Source organism: Cupriavidus sp. WGlv3 (genome assembly GCF_023952475.1).
GTDB classification, from domain to species: domain Bacteria; phylum Pseudomonadota; class Gammaproteobacteria; order Burkholderiales; family Burkholderiaceae; genus Cupriavidus; species Cupriavidus phytorum.
This window is the reverse complement of sequence record NZ_JALHRX010000022.1, coordinates 40,717-57,410: the sequence shown is the minus strand read 5'-3', so window position 1 is coordinate 57,410 and position 16,694 is coordinate 40,717. Positions and strand designations below refer to the sequence as shown.

The 16,694-nt window shown below is 65.9% G+C and carries 14 protein-coding genes; 3 read left to right on the top strand and 11 right to left on the bottom strand.

The window, feature by feature from the left end; translation table 11 throughout:
* Positions 1 to 31 precede the first annotated feature (31 nt).
* The 4 genes from MKD38_RS26180 to MKD38_RS26165 are packed head-to-tail and all read right to left on the bottom strand — an operon-like array spanning position 32 to position 4,370.
* A complete protein-coding gene (locus MKD38_RS26180) occupies positions 32 to 1,786 on the bottom strand; it encodes a polysaccharide biosynthesis/export family protein (RefSeq protein ID WP_252681609.1) in 1,755 nt (584 codons plus the stop codon).
* A gap of 3 nt (positions 1,787 to 1,789) precedes the next feature.
* On the bottom strand, positions 1,790 to 2,923 hold the full coding sequence (locus tag MKD38_RS26175) for a KpsE/RkpR family capsule polysaccharide export protein (protein WP_111520271.1): 1,134 nt from the start codon (positions 2,921 to 2,923) through the stop codon (positions 1,790 to 1,792).
* Positions 2,920 to 3,582 (bottom strand): ABC transporter ATP-binding protein, encoded by a 663-nt coding sequence (locus MKD38_RS26170; RefSeq protein WP_111520272.1) that lies wholly within the window; start codon positions 3,580 to 3,582, stop codon positions 2,920 to 2,922. The genes MKD38_RS26175 and MKD38_RS26170 overlap by 4 nt, the downstream gene beginning before the upstream one ends.
* Positions 3,579 to 4,370 carry an ABC transporter permease gene (locus tag MKD38_RS26165; RefSeq protein WP_252681607.1) on the bottom strand — a complete coding sequence of 264 codons (792 nt, stop codon included), beginning with the start codon at positions 4,368 to 4,370 and terminating at the stop codon, positions 3,579 to 3,581. The genes MKD38_RS26170 and MKD38_RS26165 overlap by 4 nt, the downstream gene beginning before the upstream one ends.
* Here MKD38_RS26165 and MKD38_RS26160 point away from each other — a divergent pair.
* Positions 4,358 to 4,684, top strand: coding sequence for a hypothetical protein (locus MKD38_RS26160; RefSeq protein ID WP_252681605.1), 327 nt, complete (start codon positions 4,358 to 4,360; stop codon positions 4,682 to 4,684). The two genes, MKD38_RS26165 and MKD38_RS26160, sit on opposite strands and share 13 nt — an antisense overlap.
* A gap of 701 nt (positions 4,685 to 5,385) precedes the next feature.
* Here MKD38_RS26160 and MKD38_RS26155 read toward each other — a convergent pair.
* The 6 genes from MKD38_RS26155 to MKD38_RS26130 all read right to left on the bottom strand — a co-directional run bounded on the left by MKD38_RS26155 (position 5,386) and on the right by MKD38_RS26130 (position 13,014).
* The gene (locus MKD38_RS26155) at positions 5,386 to 6,474 is read right to left on the bottom strand and encodes an MBL fold metallo-hydrolase (protein WP_252681603.1); all 1,089 of its coding nucleotides are present in this window, start codon (positions 6,472 to 6,474) and stop codon (positions 5,386 to 5,388) included.
* A gap of 165 nt (positions 6,475 to 6,639) precedes the next feature.
* Positions 6,640 to 8,085, bottom strand: coding sequence for an FAD-binding oxidoreductase (locus tag MKD38_RS26150; RefSeq protein ID WP_252681601.1), 1,446 nt, complete (start codon positions 8,083 to 8,085; stop codon positions 6,640 to 6,642).
* A 25-nt stretch (positions 8,086 to 8,110) separates the two neighbouring features.
* Positions 8,111 to 8,917, bottom strand: a complete 807-nt coding sequence (hpaI, locus tag MKD38_RS26145) for a 4-hydroxy-2-oxoheptanedioate aldolase (RefSeq protein WP_252681599.1) — start codon at positions 8,915 to 8,917, stop codon at positions 8,111 to 8,113.
* A 38-nt stretch (positions 8,918 to 8,955) separates the two neighbouring features.
* A complete protein-coding gene (locus MKD38_RS26140; RefSeq protein ID WP_252681597.1) occupies positions 8,956 to 10,428 on the bottom strand; it encodes an NAD-dependent succinate-semialdehyde dehydrogenase in 1,473 nt (490 codons plus the stop codon).
* A gap of 34 nt (positions 10,429 to 10,462) precedes the next feature.
* Positions 10,463 to 11,986, bottom strand: coding sequence for a UxaA family hydrolase (locus MKD38_RS26135; RefSeq protein ID WP_252681595.1), 1,524 nt, complete (start codon positions 11,984 to 11,986; stop codon positions 10,463 to 10,465).
* 23 nt (positions 11,987 to 12,009) lie between these two features.
* The gene (locus MKD38_RS26130; protein ID WP_252681593.1) at positions 12,010 to 13,014 is read right to left on the bottom strand and encodes a tripartite tricarboxylate transporter substrate binding protein; all 1,005 of its coding nucleotides are present in this window, start codon (positions 13,012 to 13,014) and stop codon (positions 12,010 to 12,012) included.
* Between the two features lie 141 nt (positions 13,015 to 13,155).
* Here MKD38_RS26130 and MKD38_RS26125 point away from each other — a divergent pair, with 141 nt between their 5' ends.
* Positions 13,156 to 14,091, top strand: a complete 936-nt coding sequence (locus MKD38_RS26125) for a LysR substrate-binding domain-containing protein (RefSeq protein ID WP_252681590.1) — start codon at positions 13,156 to 13,158, stop codon at positions 14,089 to 14,091.
* Here the strand turns inward: MKD38_RS26125 and MKD38_RS26120 are convergent.
* Positions 14,088 to 14,852, bottom strand: a complete 765-nt coding sequence (locus MKD38_RS26120; protein ID WP_252681588.1) for a sulfite exporter TauE/SafE family protein — start codon at positions 14,850 to 14,852, stop codon at positions 14,088 to 14,090. The two genes, MKD38_RS26125 and MKD38_RS26120, sit on opposite strands and share 4 nt — an antisense overlap.
* 404 nt (positions 14,853 to 15,256) lie before the next feature.
* Here MKD38_RS26120 and MKD38_RS26115 point away from each other — a divergent pair, with 404 nt between their 5' ends.
* Positions 15,257 to 16,690: a cytochrome ubiquinol oxidase subunit I gene (locus tag MKD38_RS26115; RefSeq protein WP_252681586.1), complete on the top strand. Its 1,434-nt coding sequence runs from the start codon at positions 15,257 to 15,259 to the stop codon at positions 16,688 to 16,690.
* The last annotated feature ends 4 nt before the right edge of the window (positions 16,691 to 16,694 follow it).

Below are 16,694 nucleotides of genomic sequence, written 5' to 3'. Positions count from 1 at the left end.
TCAATTTTTTGTCACTGCAAATCTTGATGTTTTACAATCCCAAAACAACCTTCGCACTAATCGCAATCTGATAAAGAATCTGAAACACATCCTTAGCAAACTGCCGCGTCTTGAAATCAACCTTCGGCAACACCATAATCTCGTCGCCCGCCTTCACCGCATCATCCTTCTTGCCATCCGAGAAACTCCCATCCCGATGCGCAATGATGATTCGCGACGTATCCGCGTTCTGCGAAAAGCCGCCGGCCTGCTGGATAAAGTCATCCAGGTCCAGACTCTTGTCATAGGCAACGGCATTGGGGAACAGCACCTCCCCGCTGACCAGCACCAGCCCATCCTTGACGGGCACACGGAGGATGTCGCCGTTTTCCAGCAGCAAATCATTGCGGGTGGTCGATTTCGCGATCAGCGTCTGCCCTGAAGGCTCGATCTTCTTGGCGCGTTCCACCCACTGCAGCACCAGCGCCGCTTCTTCCTTCCGCAGTTGGGCCTCTTCCGCCGTACCGGAACGTGCGGTCAGCACGCTCGATTCGAGGCTCTTGAGGGTGGTGCCCAGCAGCGTCTTCTGGCGCGCCTTCACGCTCTGGCGGAAGAGCTGGATGCTTTCGCTATCGGACTCCTGTGTGAAATGCACCTGGCTGAGCAACTGACCCATGCGGCTGCCATACGGCAGCACGTATTCCTGGGGACCGGTGTGTTCGCCCTCAACGCGGACGGTGATGGTGCCGGGCCGCTTGTCGGCGGTGAATTCGATTTCGTCGCCGTTGCGCAGGTCGATCTGGTTGCCCTGTGAGATCGGGAAGTACTCGACATTGCGCACCGTGCCGGTATTGCGCACCACACGGACGTTGGTGGCTTCGGGCAGCGGTTTGGCCAGCCGCACGATCTGGTCAAGCCGGGCCTGCTCGCCCAGGAATTCGAAGCGCTTGGCGTTTTCGGCCAGGCCACTGACCTTGACGGTCTTCTTGCGCGACTGGACGAAGATGACGTCGCCGTTGTTCAGCTGCCGCGAGGTCAGGTCGCCCTTGAGCAGGAAGTCATAGAGATTGACGACTTCCAGCGTCTGATTGCCGCGCTTGATCGCAACGTCCAGGAAGGAGCCGCGGTCGGGGTCGATGCCGCCGGCCTGGTCGAGGTAGCGCAACACGCTGTCGCTGGAGGTGCCGTCGTACATGCCGGGGCGGCGCACCGCGCCGGTAACGTAGACGCGCACCGGCTGCGCGGCCAGCAGGCTGGCGTAGATCGACACCTTGCTGGCAAAGACACGCCGCAGTGCATTGCCGACGGCGGTCTGCAGATTGCCGTTGGTGATGCCCTGCACACGGAACGGCCCGATTTCCGGCAAAACAATGTTGCCGCCGGCGTCAACGGTCAATACGGTGTCGACGTTGTATCCGTTCCAGATGCGCAGCTGGATGCGGTCACCAACGGAGATGACATGGCTGGGATTGAAGACGGAAGCACTGTCGCGGCTGAATGCGCCGGTGAACAGCTGCGCGCCAAAGGCGTCGCTGGCCATGTTGGCGGTGTAGTCGTTGTTCTGCGGGGCGCTGTCTGGCAGCGGCGTGTCGGCACGTGCCGGGATGGTGGCAACGCCGCCGATCGCGCCGGGATTGGCGACCACTGCGCCACTGGGGGTGGTAGCGCCTTGCGCAGCCAGCGCGGCGTATTCCATCTGGCCGACGGCCGACGATTGCGGCAGTCGCATGCCGCCCTGGGCATGCGCGCCGTGGGCGCCGGCCAGGCTGGCCGCGGCGACCGCGATAGCAAGGATTCTTCGAAGCATGGATCAGTCTCGGTGGTCGCGGATGATGGCGCTGAGCAGTTGCACGACGCCTGCCAGCATCAGCGTCATCAGGACGAACACCACGATGTTGTAGATTCGCCGGGGCTGGAGCGGATACTCCGGCCGGGTCGGGCTTTGCACGACCGCTACGTTCTTGAGCTTGCGCGTGGCCTCGATGCGGGCCTTCTCCAGTGCGCCGATCGCGGTCTTGTAGATGTCGAAGGCAAATTCGGCGGCGGCCTGCAGGCGGTCGTGTTCTTCCACCACGCGGTTCAGGCCGCGGCCCTTGGTCGAGACCATGCGGCCGCGCTGCTCCGCCATCTGGCGTTCGACCGCGGCGATCTGTGCGTCGATCTGCTGGATCGCCGGCGACTGCGGCGTGAAAACGTCCTTGAGCGAGTTGCGCTTGACGTGCAGTTCGGCCAGGGTGGCCTCGGCGTTCGCGACCACGGTGGACAGGCTTTCCACCTCGCCGCGCGGCGACACCAGGCCATTGGCGTTCTGGTAGGCCACCAGCGCCTGGCGCGCTGCCTTCAGGCGTTCGCCCTGGTCGTGTACCTGTTTCTCGATATAGACGACCTGCTCGCTGGCGATGCGGTGCGTCATCTCGTTCATGAAGCGTTCGCCGTCGGCGACCAACTCCTGCGCGATCGCATGCGCCATCTCCGAGGTGTAGCCCTGCACCCGGATCACGAGGACGCGCGCAAAGTCGTCGTATTCGACGCTGACGCGTTTCAGGTAGTAATCATGGAAGCGTTCGAGCGAAGCATCCTCGAACCACAAGCGCGACAGCGGATCCCGGCCGCTGTCGGCGTAGTGCTTGCGCAGCCCGAGCTTGGCGTCGAGCTTCTTGAGCATGTCGGCCGACAGCAGGTACTCGCGCAGCAGCAGCAAGTCCTGAGGGGCAGTATTGCCGACCAGCAACGAGGTGAAGTCCGCGGCGCTGGCGCCCACGCCATCGCTGCGCTCCACTACCACGCGCGCTTCCGACACATACAGGTCAGACGCAATCACGCTCCAGTACACCACGGCAAGCAGGCACGCGGCCACGGCGACTTGCCAGATCCGGTTCAGGGTGTTCACTCGTGTCAGGCGCCCGATCTGCCCCGCGGCGCCCGACGTAATGGTCTTCATCATGCTGGAATGCTGTCCCTGTACGCGTGCAGGGCCTCTTCAACGGAATCGAACCAGTGCGCCTGGCCCTGATGCAGCCAAACTGCCGACTGGCAGAAATTTTTAAGGGTGGATTCGCTGTGCGAGACCATCACCAGGCCTGCACGGCCGGCGAGGTCTTCGAAGGCTTTCTGCGACTTGCGCTTGAACGCTGCGTCGCCGACGGCCGTCAGCTCATCCACAAGATAGGTATCGAAATCGAAGGCAAGCGACATGGCGAACGCCAGCCGCGAGCGCATGCCCGACGAATAGGTCTTGACCGGATCCTCGAAGGCGTCGTGCAGTTCCGAGAACTCGCGCACAAACTCGAGCTTCTCCGCCAGCGCGCCGTGGATGCCGTGGATGCGGCAGACGAACTTGGTGTTCTGGCGACCGCTCAGCGAACCCTGGAATCCGCCGCTCAGGCCCAGGGGCCACGACACCCGGCAGTTACGGACGATGCTGCCGCGGTTGGGCTGGTCGATGCCGCCTACCAGCCGCAGCAGGGTCGACTTCCCTGCGCCGTTCGCGCCGATCAGTGCCACGCGGCTCTTCTGCGGAATCCGGAGCGTCACGCCCTGCAGCACCCACTTCGAGCCATGGGTGGTGCGGTAGCGCTTGTGGACGTCGGTGATCTCGATCATTGCGCGGTCAGCCGGGTTGCGTACCGCATGTGCATGGCCAGGCCAAGGAACACCGTGGCCAGCGCGCAGAAAGCCAGATAGCCCAGGCTGATATGCGCTTCGCCGTGGTAGGCGGCAAACCAGCCGCTGCGCATCGCTTCCAGGCCGTGCGTGATCGGGTTGACCAGCACCACCTCGCGCATGGCCCGCGGCATGCTCGCGACCGAATACATGACCGCGGAAAGAAAGTAGAGCGGCGTGAAGACGATGCGAATGAGCTTGCCCAGGCCCGGCAGCAGCGTGCCGATGACTGAGAACATCAGGCCCAGGCCCAGCCCGAACGCCCATAGCAGGAACGCCGACCACATCACGAGCAGCGGGTCGGCCGGCCGCACATCGATGTCGAGCAGCGCCAGCGCGGCTAGCAGCACGGCGCCGACGATGACATACAGGAAGGCCTCTACCGTGGCGCGTACCAGTACCGTGTCGACCGGCTGTACCTGGCGGTACGAGAACAAGGCCTGGTTGGCATTGATGGCTTCCATGCCCCGTTGCGCGATATTGCGCACGAGGAAGAATCCCCACACCCCGACGAGGATGAACACTTCGATGTTGGCGTCCTGCCTGACCTGATGCCTGATCACGCCAAACACCACCATCAGGAAGATGATGTGCGCCGCCGGCTCGAGCAGGATCCAGATCCAGGCCGCGCGCGCGCCGGCCAGGCGAGCGCTGGCCTCGCGCAGGAACAGCGCTTGCCATACGGAAACTGCGATGGAAACGTCCGACCGGACTGATGTCCGGCTCATTGCAGGCGTTGGTGAGTATCTGCGATGTCGACGCAAATGTGGGCAAGGCTGCCCACGGCAACCAATTGGTGCCGGACGCCGCACTGGACCGACCCCGGCATGACCTGACGAAGAACTGCCGCCCTGGCGCCGCCCTGGTGTTGGCAAATGCCCTCCACCAAGCCTCCCGCCGCCGCGCGCTCAACGCTTTCCCGAACCGCTGCGCTCATTATCCGCTTCTGTTTTTTGCTGACCCTGACCACTTTTCTGCGGCCACTTACTTTTTGCAGGGCGCAATAATAAGCGGCCGGGGCGCGTCACGCAACATCTGGTAACAAAATACAACTTCACCCCCACAAGGGGGATGACGACACTTGCAAACGGATTTTGTGGCCCTTAGTCGACCTGGCAGGAGCTAATGTGGGGCGTACTGTCCACCTGGAAACCCACGCGGGAGAAGGGTTCCGAAAACAATGTAACAAAAAGTAGGTAAATGGTCGTTTTACACGAAGAGCAGTAACTTTGCGTCAGATCAATTTGGACAAAGGTAACTCATAAAATGTCATTTATAAAATACATTTATTCAAGTAAAGATAATCAATAAAAGCGAAATACTTATTCACGTAAAAAATCCTCGACAAATAATTATGGCCCAAAGAACGCGCTCGTTTCTGAAGCAATATTGTCACCGTACTATTTCTATAGAACGAAGGAGTGAACGAGTTAAAAGTTTTGTGCAGACCAGACAGGAGCGCTGAAAAGAAGCAGTGAGCGTGACGCCGATGTGCAGACGCAGCATTTACACTGAGTCCGACTCCGGCACTTTGCCGGACGGACGCTTATGTTGGCGGCTGGAAACTTCGTACGTATTGGAATCCGACGCACACCGCGGCCTGGGGCCACGCCGGAGCAGGCTGCGGCCGCGTCAATGGGCTTGTTGCCTGCCTTGGCGAGACGGCAGCCCGTTGCAGGCTGCCAACAGTGCGGCAACGAAAGTACGTGTATGAAACGTACAGGATCGGGACGCCAGAGTTGATCAGGCCATCCGATACCAGTAGCAGCTTCCCTCGCCAACCTCCCGCACCACCTCCCCCCGCGCCAGCAAGTAGTTCAAATGCGCAACACTCTCCCCCGTCGCCATCCCCAGCAGCCCGCCACTCCCCGTAATCGGCCGCGAGAACAATTCCCCAAACACATCCACCGCCCGCCGGGGTTCAGCCAGCGCGCCGCGCAGGCGGTCCAGAGCCTGCATCTGGCTGGCCCGCAGATAGTCGATCCGTGCGTGCAGCCCGCGGAACGGTTCGTTATGCGCCGGCAGCACCAGCACGTCGTCCGGCACGGCGGCGCGGACCTTGTCGAGCGAGGCCAGCCAGTCGGCCATCGGGTCGGCGTCGGGCTCGGTCGGGAACACGGATACGTTAGAGGAGATGCGGGGCAGTACTTGGTCGCCCGATACCAGCAGCTTCAATTCGGGACAGTACAGGCAGGCGTGTTCGGGGGAATGGCCGGTGCCGACGATGACCTGCCAGTCGTGCGCGCCGATGCGGACGGTATCGCCGTCGGACAGCCGGCGGAAGCTTTCGGGCAAGGCATGCACGTATTTGCCGAAGCCGCCGAAGCGGGTGCGGTACACCTCGATCGCCTCGTCATCCCAGCCGGCCTTGCGATAGAACGCGATGGCATCGTCAGGCGCGGCGCGGCCGGTGTCGGCGGCGAGCACGCGGCACATCAGGTATTCAAGCCGCGTCATCCATAGCTGGCAGTCGAACTTGCCGGTGAGCCAGCCCGCCATGCCGATATGATCGGGATGCATATGGGTCACGAACAGGCGGGTCAGCCCGCCGTCCAGCGCGCCGCCGTCGGCGAACAGCGCGCGCCATGCCTGTGCGGTTTCCGGGGTCTGCAGGCCGGCATCGACGGCGGCCCAGCCGCTGCCGTCGCGGACCGCCCACAGGTTGATATGGTTCAGGCCGAGCGGCATCGGCATGCGCAGCCACAGCACCCCGGGCGCGACTTCGCGTGCGCGGCCGGGTTCGGGGGCGTCGCCGCAGGGGTAGTTGAGTACGGGCTTTTCGATGGAGATGGGGGCAGCTGCGAGCGCGATGTCGGGCGATTGGGCGGTCATCGGTGTCTGGGCCGGTGGGCCGGCCGTGCTGTGCGCCGTGGTTGCGGGCGGCGATGCCCCGGCCTCGGCTGCGTTCTGGATAGCTGACACCTTAGCCCAGATGGGCGATTCATGCCACGCGCGCCCTCCCCCTGCCCGCGCTCCCCCCTTTGCGATACCCGCGCGTTAGCGCGCCGGTGCCGGCAGCACCTTGCCCGGATTCAGCAGGTTCAGCGGATCCAGCGCCTGCTTCACCTGCCACATCAGTTCCAGTTCCACCTGCGACTTGTAGCGCGTCAGGTCGTCGCGCTTGGCCACGCCGATGCCATGCTCGGCGGAGATCGAGCCGTTTTCCGCGTGGGCCATGCCGTCAACCAGCGCGGAGACCGGTTCATACCATTGCGCCAGAAAGTCCCGCGCGGGCTGGTCCTTGGGCCGCAGCGGATTGAAGTGGACGTTGCCGTCGCCCATATGGCCGTAGATCACCATGCGGGCATCGGGCACCAGCTCCAACACTCTGGCCGACGCCTCTTCCACGAACGCGGCGATACGCGACAGCGGCACCGAGACATCGCATTTGATGCTGCCGCCGGTGCGGGTCTGCGCGTCGGAAATCTCTTCGCGGATGCGCCAGAAGGTCTGCGCGTCGGACAGGCTGGCGGCCACCGCGGCGTCCACAACCAGGCCCTGACTGAAGCCCGATTCGAGGATCTCCATCAGCGTGGCGTTGAGGCTTTCGGCGTCGCTGCCGGAGGTCAGTTCGACCAGCACCATCCAGTCGTGCCGGTCCTGCAGCGGCGAGGCGACGTTGCCGAGGTATTCCAGCACCAGGTCCAGCGCCGGCCGGGAGACCAGTTCGAACGCGGTCACGGCCTGGCCTGACAGGCGCTTCGCCTCACCGAGCAAGGCGACGGCAGCGGCGGGGTCCGGCACCGCGACGAAGGCCACGGCGCTGCTGCGCGGCTGGGGCATCAGCTTGAGCACGGCGCCGGTAATGATGCCGAGCGTGCCTTCCGCACCGACGAACAGCTGCTTCAGGTCGTAGCCGGTGTTGTCCTTGCGCAGGCCGCGCAGCGACGAATAAATGCGGCCATCGGGCAGCACCACCTCGAGGCCCAGCACCAGGTCGCGCATATTGCCGTAGCGCAGCACCGCGGTGCCGCCGGCATTGGTCGACAGGTTGCCGCCGATCTGGCACGAGCCTTCCGAGCCGATGCGCAGCGGAAACAGGCGCTGCTGCGCCTCGGCGGCGCTGCGGGCCGCGCTCAGCGTGACGCCGGCCTGCACGGTCATGGTGTCGTTGACCGGGTCGATCGCCAATACGCGGTTCATGCGGCTGAGGTTGACGACCACGGCGGTGCCGCTGTCATCCGGCACGGCGCCGCCCATCAATGAGGTATTGCCGCCCTGCGGCACCACCGGCACGCGCTGTGCATGGCACCACTGCAACACGCGGCTGACTTCTTCCGTCGACGATGGCAGCACTACCACCTGCGCCTGCCCGCGATAGATGCCGCGGTAGTCGGTGACGTAGGACTGCGTGTCGGCCTCGCCGCTGCGGCAGGCGTTGGCGCCGACAATGGCCTGCATCGCGCGCAAGGTGGTGTCTGGGGTCGGTAGCTCGGCGTTCATGGGGCTAAGGCGAAGAATAGTCGGGTCAGTACGCGGCAGAAGGCTTGCTGGCAGCAGCGTCGGCCTGCGGCTCGCGGAACGAAGCGGCAAGCTTGCGCGCGGCATTGGCATACAGCATCACGTCCACGCCCGTGGCGACGAAGGTGCAGCCCAGCTCGAGGTAGCGGCGCGCAAGCGCGGGGTCCGACGTCAGCGTGCCGGCGGCCTTGCCGCTAGCGATGATGGTGCGCATGGCGCCTTCGATGGCGGCCTGCACATCGGGATGGCCGGGGCGGCCGCGGTAGCCCATCGAGGCGGCCAGGTCGGCCGGGCCGATGAAGACGCCGTCGACGCCGTCCACCGCGCAGAACGCTTCCAGGTTCTGCAGCGCGGTGACGGTTTCGGCCTGCACCAGCAGGCAGATTTCGTCGTCGGCCACGTCGAGGTAATCGGTGCGCGCGCTCCACTGCGAGGCGCGCGCAATCGCGCTGCCCACGCCGCGGATGCCATTCGGCGGGTAGCGCGTGGCGCTGACCAGCGCGCGCGCCTGCTCGGCGGTATCCACCATCGGCACCAGCAGGCTGCGCGCGCCGATATCGAGCAGCTGCTTGATCAGCGGCACTTCGCCGGCCACGGCGCGCACCACGGGCTGGACCGGATACGCTGCTACGGCCTGCAGCGCGTGCAGCGTCGAGCGCAGGTCGTTGGGCGCGTGCTCGCCGTCGATCAGCAGCCAGTCAAAGCCTGCGGTGGCCGAGACTTCGGCCAGGTACGGCGTCGCCATCGACAGCCACAGGCCGATCTGCGCCTGGCGCGCGGCCAGTGCGGTCTTGAAGGGATTGTTTGCGGGCATGGTGGAATTCCTGGTGCGAACGGGCAACGCCTGGCGCTTCAGCCGAGCTGGCCCTGGCAAAGGTACTTGGTATGCATGTAGTCGTCCAGCCCATGGCGCGAGCCTTCGCGCCCGTAGCCGGATTCCTTGACGCCGCCGAACGGCGCCGCCTCGGCCGCGATCGCGCCTTCGTTGATGCCGACCATGCCGGTCTCCAGCGCCTGCGCCACGCGCCAGATGCGGCGGATGTCGTTGGAGTAGAAATACGCGGCGAGGCCAAACGGGGTGTCGTTGGCGTCGCGGATCACCTCAGCTTCGTCGCGGAAGCGGAAGATCGGCGCGACCGGGCCGAAGGTCTCTTCGCACGACAGTTCCATCGCCGGCGTGGCATCGACCAGCACCGTTGGCGCGTAGTAGTGCGGACCGTCGGCGCTGCGCACGCGCTTGCCGCCGGTGACCACGCGCGCGCCCCTGACAACCGCATCCTCGACATGGCGCGCAATCTTGTCTACGGCGCGTGCATTGATCATCGGGCCGATCTGCGCGGCGTCCTCGGTGGCCGGGCCGACATGGAGCGCGCCGACGCGTTGTGCCAGGCGCTCGACGAAGGCGTCGTGCACGGTGTCATCCACATAGACGCGGTTCGGGCACACGCAGGTCTGCCCGCCGTTGCGGAACTTGGATGCCATCAGGCCATCGACCGCGGCATCCAGGTCGGCATCGTCGAAAACGATGAACGGCGCATTGCCGCCCAGTTCCAGCGAGAGTTTCTTCAGCGTCGCCGCGGATTCGCGCGCCAGGTGCTTGCCGACCGGCGTCGAGCCGGTGAACGTGACCTTGCGCACGCGGCTGTCGGCCAGCCAGGCATCGACCACGCCGGGCGTGTGTTCGCGCGAGGCCGTGACGAGGTTGACGACGCCCGCGGGCATGCCGGCCTGTTGCGCCAGCCAAGCCAGCGCCAACGCGGTCAGCGGCGTGTCTTCGGCGGGCTTGGCTACCACCGTGCAGCCAGCGGCCAGCGCGGGCGCGATCTTGCGGGCGATCATTGCCAGCGGGAAGTTCCACGGCGTGATGGCTGCGACCACGCCCACCGGTTCCTTCAGCACCAGCAGCTTGCGGCCCGGCACGGCCTCGGCAACGATGTCGCCGCAGATGCGCGTGGCTTCCTCGGCGAACCACTCCACGTACGATGCGCCGTACTGCACCTCGCCGCGCGCTTCCTTCAGCGGCTTGCCCTGTTCGGTCGAGATAATGCGCGCCAGGTCTTCCTGGTGGTCAAGGATCAACGCATGCCAGCGCTTGAGCAATTGCGCGCGTTCGCGCGCGGGCCGGCGGCTCCATGCCGGGAAGGCCGCGGCGGCGGCGTCGACGGCAAGGCGCGCGTCGCCGGCATCGCTGTCGGCCACGTTGGCGAAGGCCTCCGCGGTGGCCGGGTCGGTCACCGCAAGGCGCGCGCGCAGGCCGGCATCGCGCCACTGGCCGTCGATCAGGTTCTGGCTGCGCAGCAGCGTGGGCTCGGAAAGCGTCAGCATCGATGTGTGTACAAAGGGATTGGTGAAGCGCGGCTCAGCTGACGATGCCGAGGTGCCAGGGCACGAACTCGTGGTCGCCCAGGCCGAGCAATTCGCTCTTGGTCGGCTCGCCCGAGGCCGCGCGCAGGATATGGTCGAAGATCCGCTGGCCCATCTGCGGCACGCTCAGCTCGCCGTCGAGCACCAGGCCGCAGTTGATGTCCATGTCTTCTTCCAGCCGGTGGTACATCGTGGAATTCGACGCCAGCTTGATCGTTGGCGCCGGCTTGGAGCCGAACATCGAGCCGCGCCCGGTGGTAAAGCAGATCAGGTTGGCGCCGCTGGCGATCTGGCCGGTGACGGCCACCGGGTCATAGCCGGGCGAATCCATGAACACAAAGCCGGCCTGGTCGATCGGCTCGGCATACTCATACACCGCCTGCAGCGGCGTGGTGCCGCCCTTCATGGCCGAGCCGAGCGACTTCTCGAAGATATTGGCCAGCCCGCCCTGCTGGTTGCCATGGCCGACCACGCCGTTGAACTGCGCGTTGTGGCCCGCGGTGTAGCGCTCCCACCAGGCGAGGCGGTCCAGCAGCTTCTGCCCGACTTCCGGCGTTACCGCGCGGCGGGTCAGCATGAACTCCACGCCATGGATCTCCGGGGTCTCGGACAGGATCGCGGTGCCGCCATGGCGCACCAGGATATCCATCGCCGCGCCCAGCGCCGGGTTGGCGCTGATCCCGGAAAAACCGTCCGAGCCGCCGCACTCGAGACCGATCTTCAGATGGCTGGCGGGCACCGGCTGGCGCACCGCGGCGTTGGCCGCCGGCAGCATCGATTCGATCGCGCGGATGCCGGCCGCAATGGTGGCGCGCGTGCCGCCGGTATCCTGCATCACCAGCGTATGTACCGCGGGCCCCGGCTCCAGGCCTTGCGACTCCACCAGCGATGCGACCTGGTTGCGCTCGCAGCCCAGCCCCACGATCAGCACGCCGGCCAGGTTGGGATGGCGCGCATAGCCGGCCAGCGTGCGGCGCAGCACGTCGAAATGCTCGCTCGGCGACGACATGCCGCAACCGCTGGTCTGCGCAAAGGCGACCACGCCATCGACATTCGGATACTCGGCGAGCCGCTGCGGCGTGAAATGCGCCGCAATCTGGCGGATCACGGAGGACGAGCAATTGACCGACGACAGGATGCCGATGAAGTTGCGCGTGCCGACGCGGCCATCCGCGCGCACAAAGCCGTTGAAGGTGGCGCGCTGCGCCTGCGGCACGTAGTCGACCGGTCGCACGTCCTGGCAGAAAGCCGGATCGCGATAGAAGTCGACCAGCGTCAGGTTGTGCGCATGCACGTGGTCGCCCGGCACGATATCGCGCGCGGCCACGCCAATGACGGTGTCGAACTTGCGCACCGGCGTGCCGGCCGCGATAGCGCAGGCAGCGATCTTGTGGCCGGCCGGCACCTGTGCGCGCACGCGCACCACGGGATCGGCCAGCTGCTGGCCCAGGCCGAGGTCGCTGCGTGCAACCAGCACGTTGTCGTTGGGGTGCAGCCGGATGACGGGATTGGATTTCACTGGGTCTTGGGCTTCTCGGGCCATCAGCTTTGCTGCAGCAGTTCTTTCAGCTTGAGGCGCTGGATCAGCTGGGTTTCCTGTTCATAGACGCTGGCGACGTACTTCTTGTAGTCGGGCCCGTCCAGGTACATCACGGGCGCGTCCAGGCGCGCCGCGACCTGCTTGAACTCATTGCTGGCGACCGCGGCGCGGAAGGCATCGCGCAACTTCTTTTCCACGGCGGGCGGCAGGCCCTTGGGCGCGCCGATGCCGTTGGGCGCTTCCACCACCACGTTGTAGCCCAGCTCCTTGAGCGTGGGCGTGTCTTTGAAGCGGGTCGCGCGCTGTTCGCCCCACGTTGCCAGCAGGCGAAGCTTGCCGGCTTCGACGTGCGGCGCCCATGAGCTGGAATCGGCCAGCAGTTCCACCTGCCCGGCCAGCACGTCCTGCAGCGCTGCCGCGCCGCCCTTGTAGGCGATGGCATTGAACTGGATCCCCGCGGCGAGCGCGAACTGCTCCATGCCGACATGGGTGGCGCCGCCGATGCCGGCGTGCGCATAGGTGAGCTTGCCGGGGCTGGCCTTGGCGGCGGCGACCACATCCTGCAGCGTCTTGTAGCGCGAGTTGACCGGCACCGCGATGCCGAAGGTCTGTCCCGAGGTGCGCGCCAGGTAGGTCAGCTCGGTGCGCGGATCCAGCTGCAGCATGCCGAGCTGCGCGAAGCGCGTGACCGAGATCGGGATCTGGCCGATGGTGTAGCCGTCGGGATTGGCGCGCGCCAGCGCCTTGGTGCCGATCATGCCGGACGCGCCGGCGCGGTTCTCCACCACGATCGATTGCTTGAGGATGCCGCCGGCCACTTGGCACAGCGCGCGCATCGACTGGTCGGCGGTGCCGCCGACCGGCCATGGGCAGATGAAGGTGATGGGACGCTCGGGATACTGATCGGCCAGCGCGCGCGTGGCCGGCAACAGCACGCCGGCGGCACCCGCGGCGGCTCCGATGAGCAGGCGGCGGCGCTTGGCATCGATGGGAAATGCTTGAGTCATTTGCGGGTCTCCGATGTTTTGATTATCGGCGCGGCCGGCGCTGCCAGCCTCGTCATGCCCGCATTCTGTCGAGGCACTGCATAACAATCCAATCGCTAATTGGCATTGCTTCATAACCTTCCGGTTAGCTAGACTGCGGGCATGGTACAGATCGACCGCGCGCTGCGCTCCAATATCAAGCTGCGCCACCTGCAACTGCTGGTGGCGCTCGACGAGTTTCGCCATCTCGGGCGCACCGCGGAATTCCTGTCGGTAAGCCAGCCGGCAGTGTCCAAGGTGCTGACCGAGGTCGAGAAGATGCTCGGGCTGACGCTGTTCACGCGCTCTACCCGCGGCACCGAGCCCACGCCCGCGGGCGAGTCGCTGGTGCGCTTTGCGCGCTCGGTGCTGGCGCAATACGAGCAGACCCGCGACGAGATCGCTGCCGTGCAAAGCGGCGCTTCCGGGCGCATCCGCGTGGGCTCGATGGGTGCGGCACTGCCGGTGCTGCTGGCGCAGGCAGTGAGCGCGCTCAAGCAGCGCCACGCACACGCGACCGTGCTGGTCGAGGAAGGCGACCTGACCCACCTGCTGCCCAAGCTGCGCCTGCGCGAGCTCGACCTGATCGTGGGCCGGCTCGAGCCCGGCTATGCCGCGCCGGACCTGCTGACCGAAGCGCTTTATGAAGAGCCGATGGTGGTGGTGGTGCGGCGCGGCCACAAGCTGGCGCGCAAGGCCCGGCCCGGCTGGGCCGACCTGGCCGCGATGCCTTGCGTGCTGCCGCCGCCGTGGGCCTCGCTGCGGGTGAAGATCGAGCAAGCGTTCTTCCGCCACGGCCTGCATCCACCGCAGGACGTGATCGAGACCTCCTCGTACCTGGCGCAGGCGACCTTTATCGACCAACGCGGCGCAGCCGCCTTCATGGCCGGATCGGTCGCCATGGCGATGCAGGAGGAAGGCCGGCTGCAGGTGCTGAAGATGGAGGTGCCGGTCGACCTGCCACCGGTGGGCATCATCACGCTGCGCGAACGCGCGCCGTCGATCAGCACCGACCAGCTGGTGGCGTGCCTGCGGCAGTCGGCCGCGGCGCAGCCCTAGCCCGCGCCGCGCGCCACCAGCACGGGCACCGAAGTCGCCAGCAGCGCCACGCCGGACACGGTCAGCAGCGTCAGCACGATCTTGCGGAAGGTGGCCTCGCTGATGCCCAGGTAAAGCCGGGTGCCGAGCAGCGTGGGCACCAGCATTGCCGGCGCCACCACCAGGAACATCGGCAGCATCTCGCGCGTGACGATGCCCTTGCCGACATAGGCGGCCATGGTCATGGCCAGCGTGGCGAGGTTGAAGTTCTGGATCACGGCGCGCTGCTCGTCCTTGTCGAAGCCGCGCAGCGTGCACCACAGCGTGGGGATCACGCCGGTAAAGCCGCCGATGCCGCCCATCACGCCACCGGCGGCGCCGGCCATGCCGTCGGCCACGCGCCCGCCCACGCCGATATGCGGCAGCTGGCGCGCCATCAGCATCACCGGGCACCACAACGTCAGGAACGCGCCCAGCACCGCCTTGAACCACTGCGCGTCGAGCAGCGGCAGCACCGCCACGCCCAGCGGGATGCCGGCCACGCCGCCGGCGACGAATGGCCACAAGCGCCGCCACGACAGGCCGCGCCGCACCGACGCGGCCGCCAGCAACTGGCCGGTGAGCGCGCCGAACACCGTCATCGCGGCGGCCAGCCGCGGTTCGATCGCCCAGGCCCAGAACGACATCGCCACCATGCCGAAGGCAAATCCGGACAAGCCTTGGACGAAGCCGGCCACGGCGGCGCCGGCAATGACGATCAGCAAGGTGGAATCGAAGGACACTGGGGAAGACGCAAGAGGCGGACGATACAGGGCGCATAACTATGCACTTCCCTGCCCCTGTTGTCAGCCCTCACCCCTGCTGCAATGCGCCAATCTGATACGGTGTTTTTCCGCGGACTTGATTCTGTTCCGCCTCGCGGTGCTCCGTTACGATTTCTTCATCAGCAATGGCCTGCGCGGTGCGACAAGCGCGGCGCTCGCCCGCAGGTGCGGCGATTTGTCGCCCGGCCGCTACCGGGCAGGACGCTGCCCTTTGCGGCTCGCGCGGCGTACACTACGCTTACCGCACGCGCCTACGCCCCCGCGCCCCCGGCGCGCTCCTGCCCACGTGTCGAACTGCCAAGGCTTCAGGCAGCCCGCACCCGTCCAAGGCATGCGCCAGGCCAGCGCCACGGAGAACACACATGTTTGGTTTGACCGCGCTCGACCTCGCCCGCATCCAGTTTGGCTTCACCATTTCCTTCCACATCGTCTTTCCCGCCATCACCATTGGCCTGGCCGCCTACCTGGCGGTACTCGAGGGCTGCTGGCTGCGCACGCAACGGCCGCTGTACCGCGACCTCTACCACTTCTGGTCCAAGATCTTTGCCGTCAACTTCGGCATGGGGGTGGTGTCGGGGCTGGTGATGGCCTACCAGTTCGGCACCAACTGGAGCTTCTTCTCCGAGTTTGCGGGCAGCATCACCGGACCGCTGCTGACCTATGAGGTGCTGACCGCCTTCTTCCTGGAAGCAGGCTTCCTCGGTGTGATGCTGTTCGGCTGGAACCGCGTCGGCCCGGGGCTGCATTTCTTCTCCACGGTGATGGTGGCGCTGGGCACGCTGATCTCGGCGACATGGATCCTGGCCTCGAACAGCTGGATGCAGACGCCCGCGGGCTTCGAGATCATCGACGGCCGCGTGGTGCCCACCGACTGGTTCGCCGTCATCTTCAATCCGTCGTTCCCGTACCGCCTGGTGCATATGAGCGTGGCGGCCTTCCTCGCCACGGCGCTGTTTGTCGGCGCGTCCGCCGCCTGGCACCTGCTGCGTGGCCGGGACAATCCCGCCATCCGCAAGATGCTGTCGATGGCGATGTGGATGCTGCTGATCGTCGCGCCGATCCAGGCGGTGATCGGCGACTTCCACGGCCTGAACACGCTCAAGCACCAGCCCGCCAAGATCGCCGCGCTGGAGGGGCATTGGGAAAACAAGGGCAACGAGGCCCTGCCGCTGCTGCTGTTCGGCTGGCCCGACATGGAGCGCGAGGAAACCCGCTTTGCGGTCGAAGTGCCGCATCTGGGCAGCCTGATCCTGACTCACAGCTGGGACGGGCAGATCCAGGGCCTGAAGGAGTTTCCGCCGGAGGACCGACCCAATGCGACGATCCTGTTCTGGTCGTTCCGGGTGATGGTGGGCCTGGGGCTGCTGATGATCCTGCTGGGCGTGTGGAGCCTGGTATTGCGGCGCCGCGACCGCATCTATCGCGTCCGTCCGTTCCTGCATATGGCGCTGTGGATGGGACCGGCTGGCGTGATTGCGATTCTGGCCGGCTGGTACACCACCGAGATCGGCCGCCAGCCGTGGGTGGTGTACGGGCTGCAGCGCACCGCGGATGCGGTGTCGCCGCACGGCGTGCCGGAACTGGCGGCGACCCTGGCGATCTTCGTGGTCGCGTACTTCTTCGTGTTCGGCGTCGGCATCGCCTACATGATGCGGCTGGTGCGCAAGGGCCCGCTGCTCGAAGAGCCCAAGCCGCATGGCGGCCCGGGCCGCGAGCATACGCCGGCGCGGCCCTTGTCGGCCGTGGACGACGATGAAGTGCTCGCCCCCACCCCCACCGCAAGCACCCGGAGCTGACACC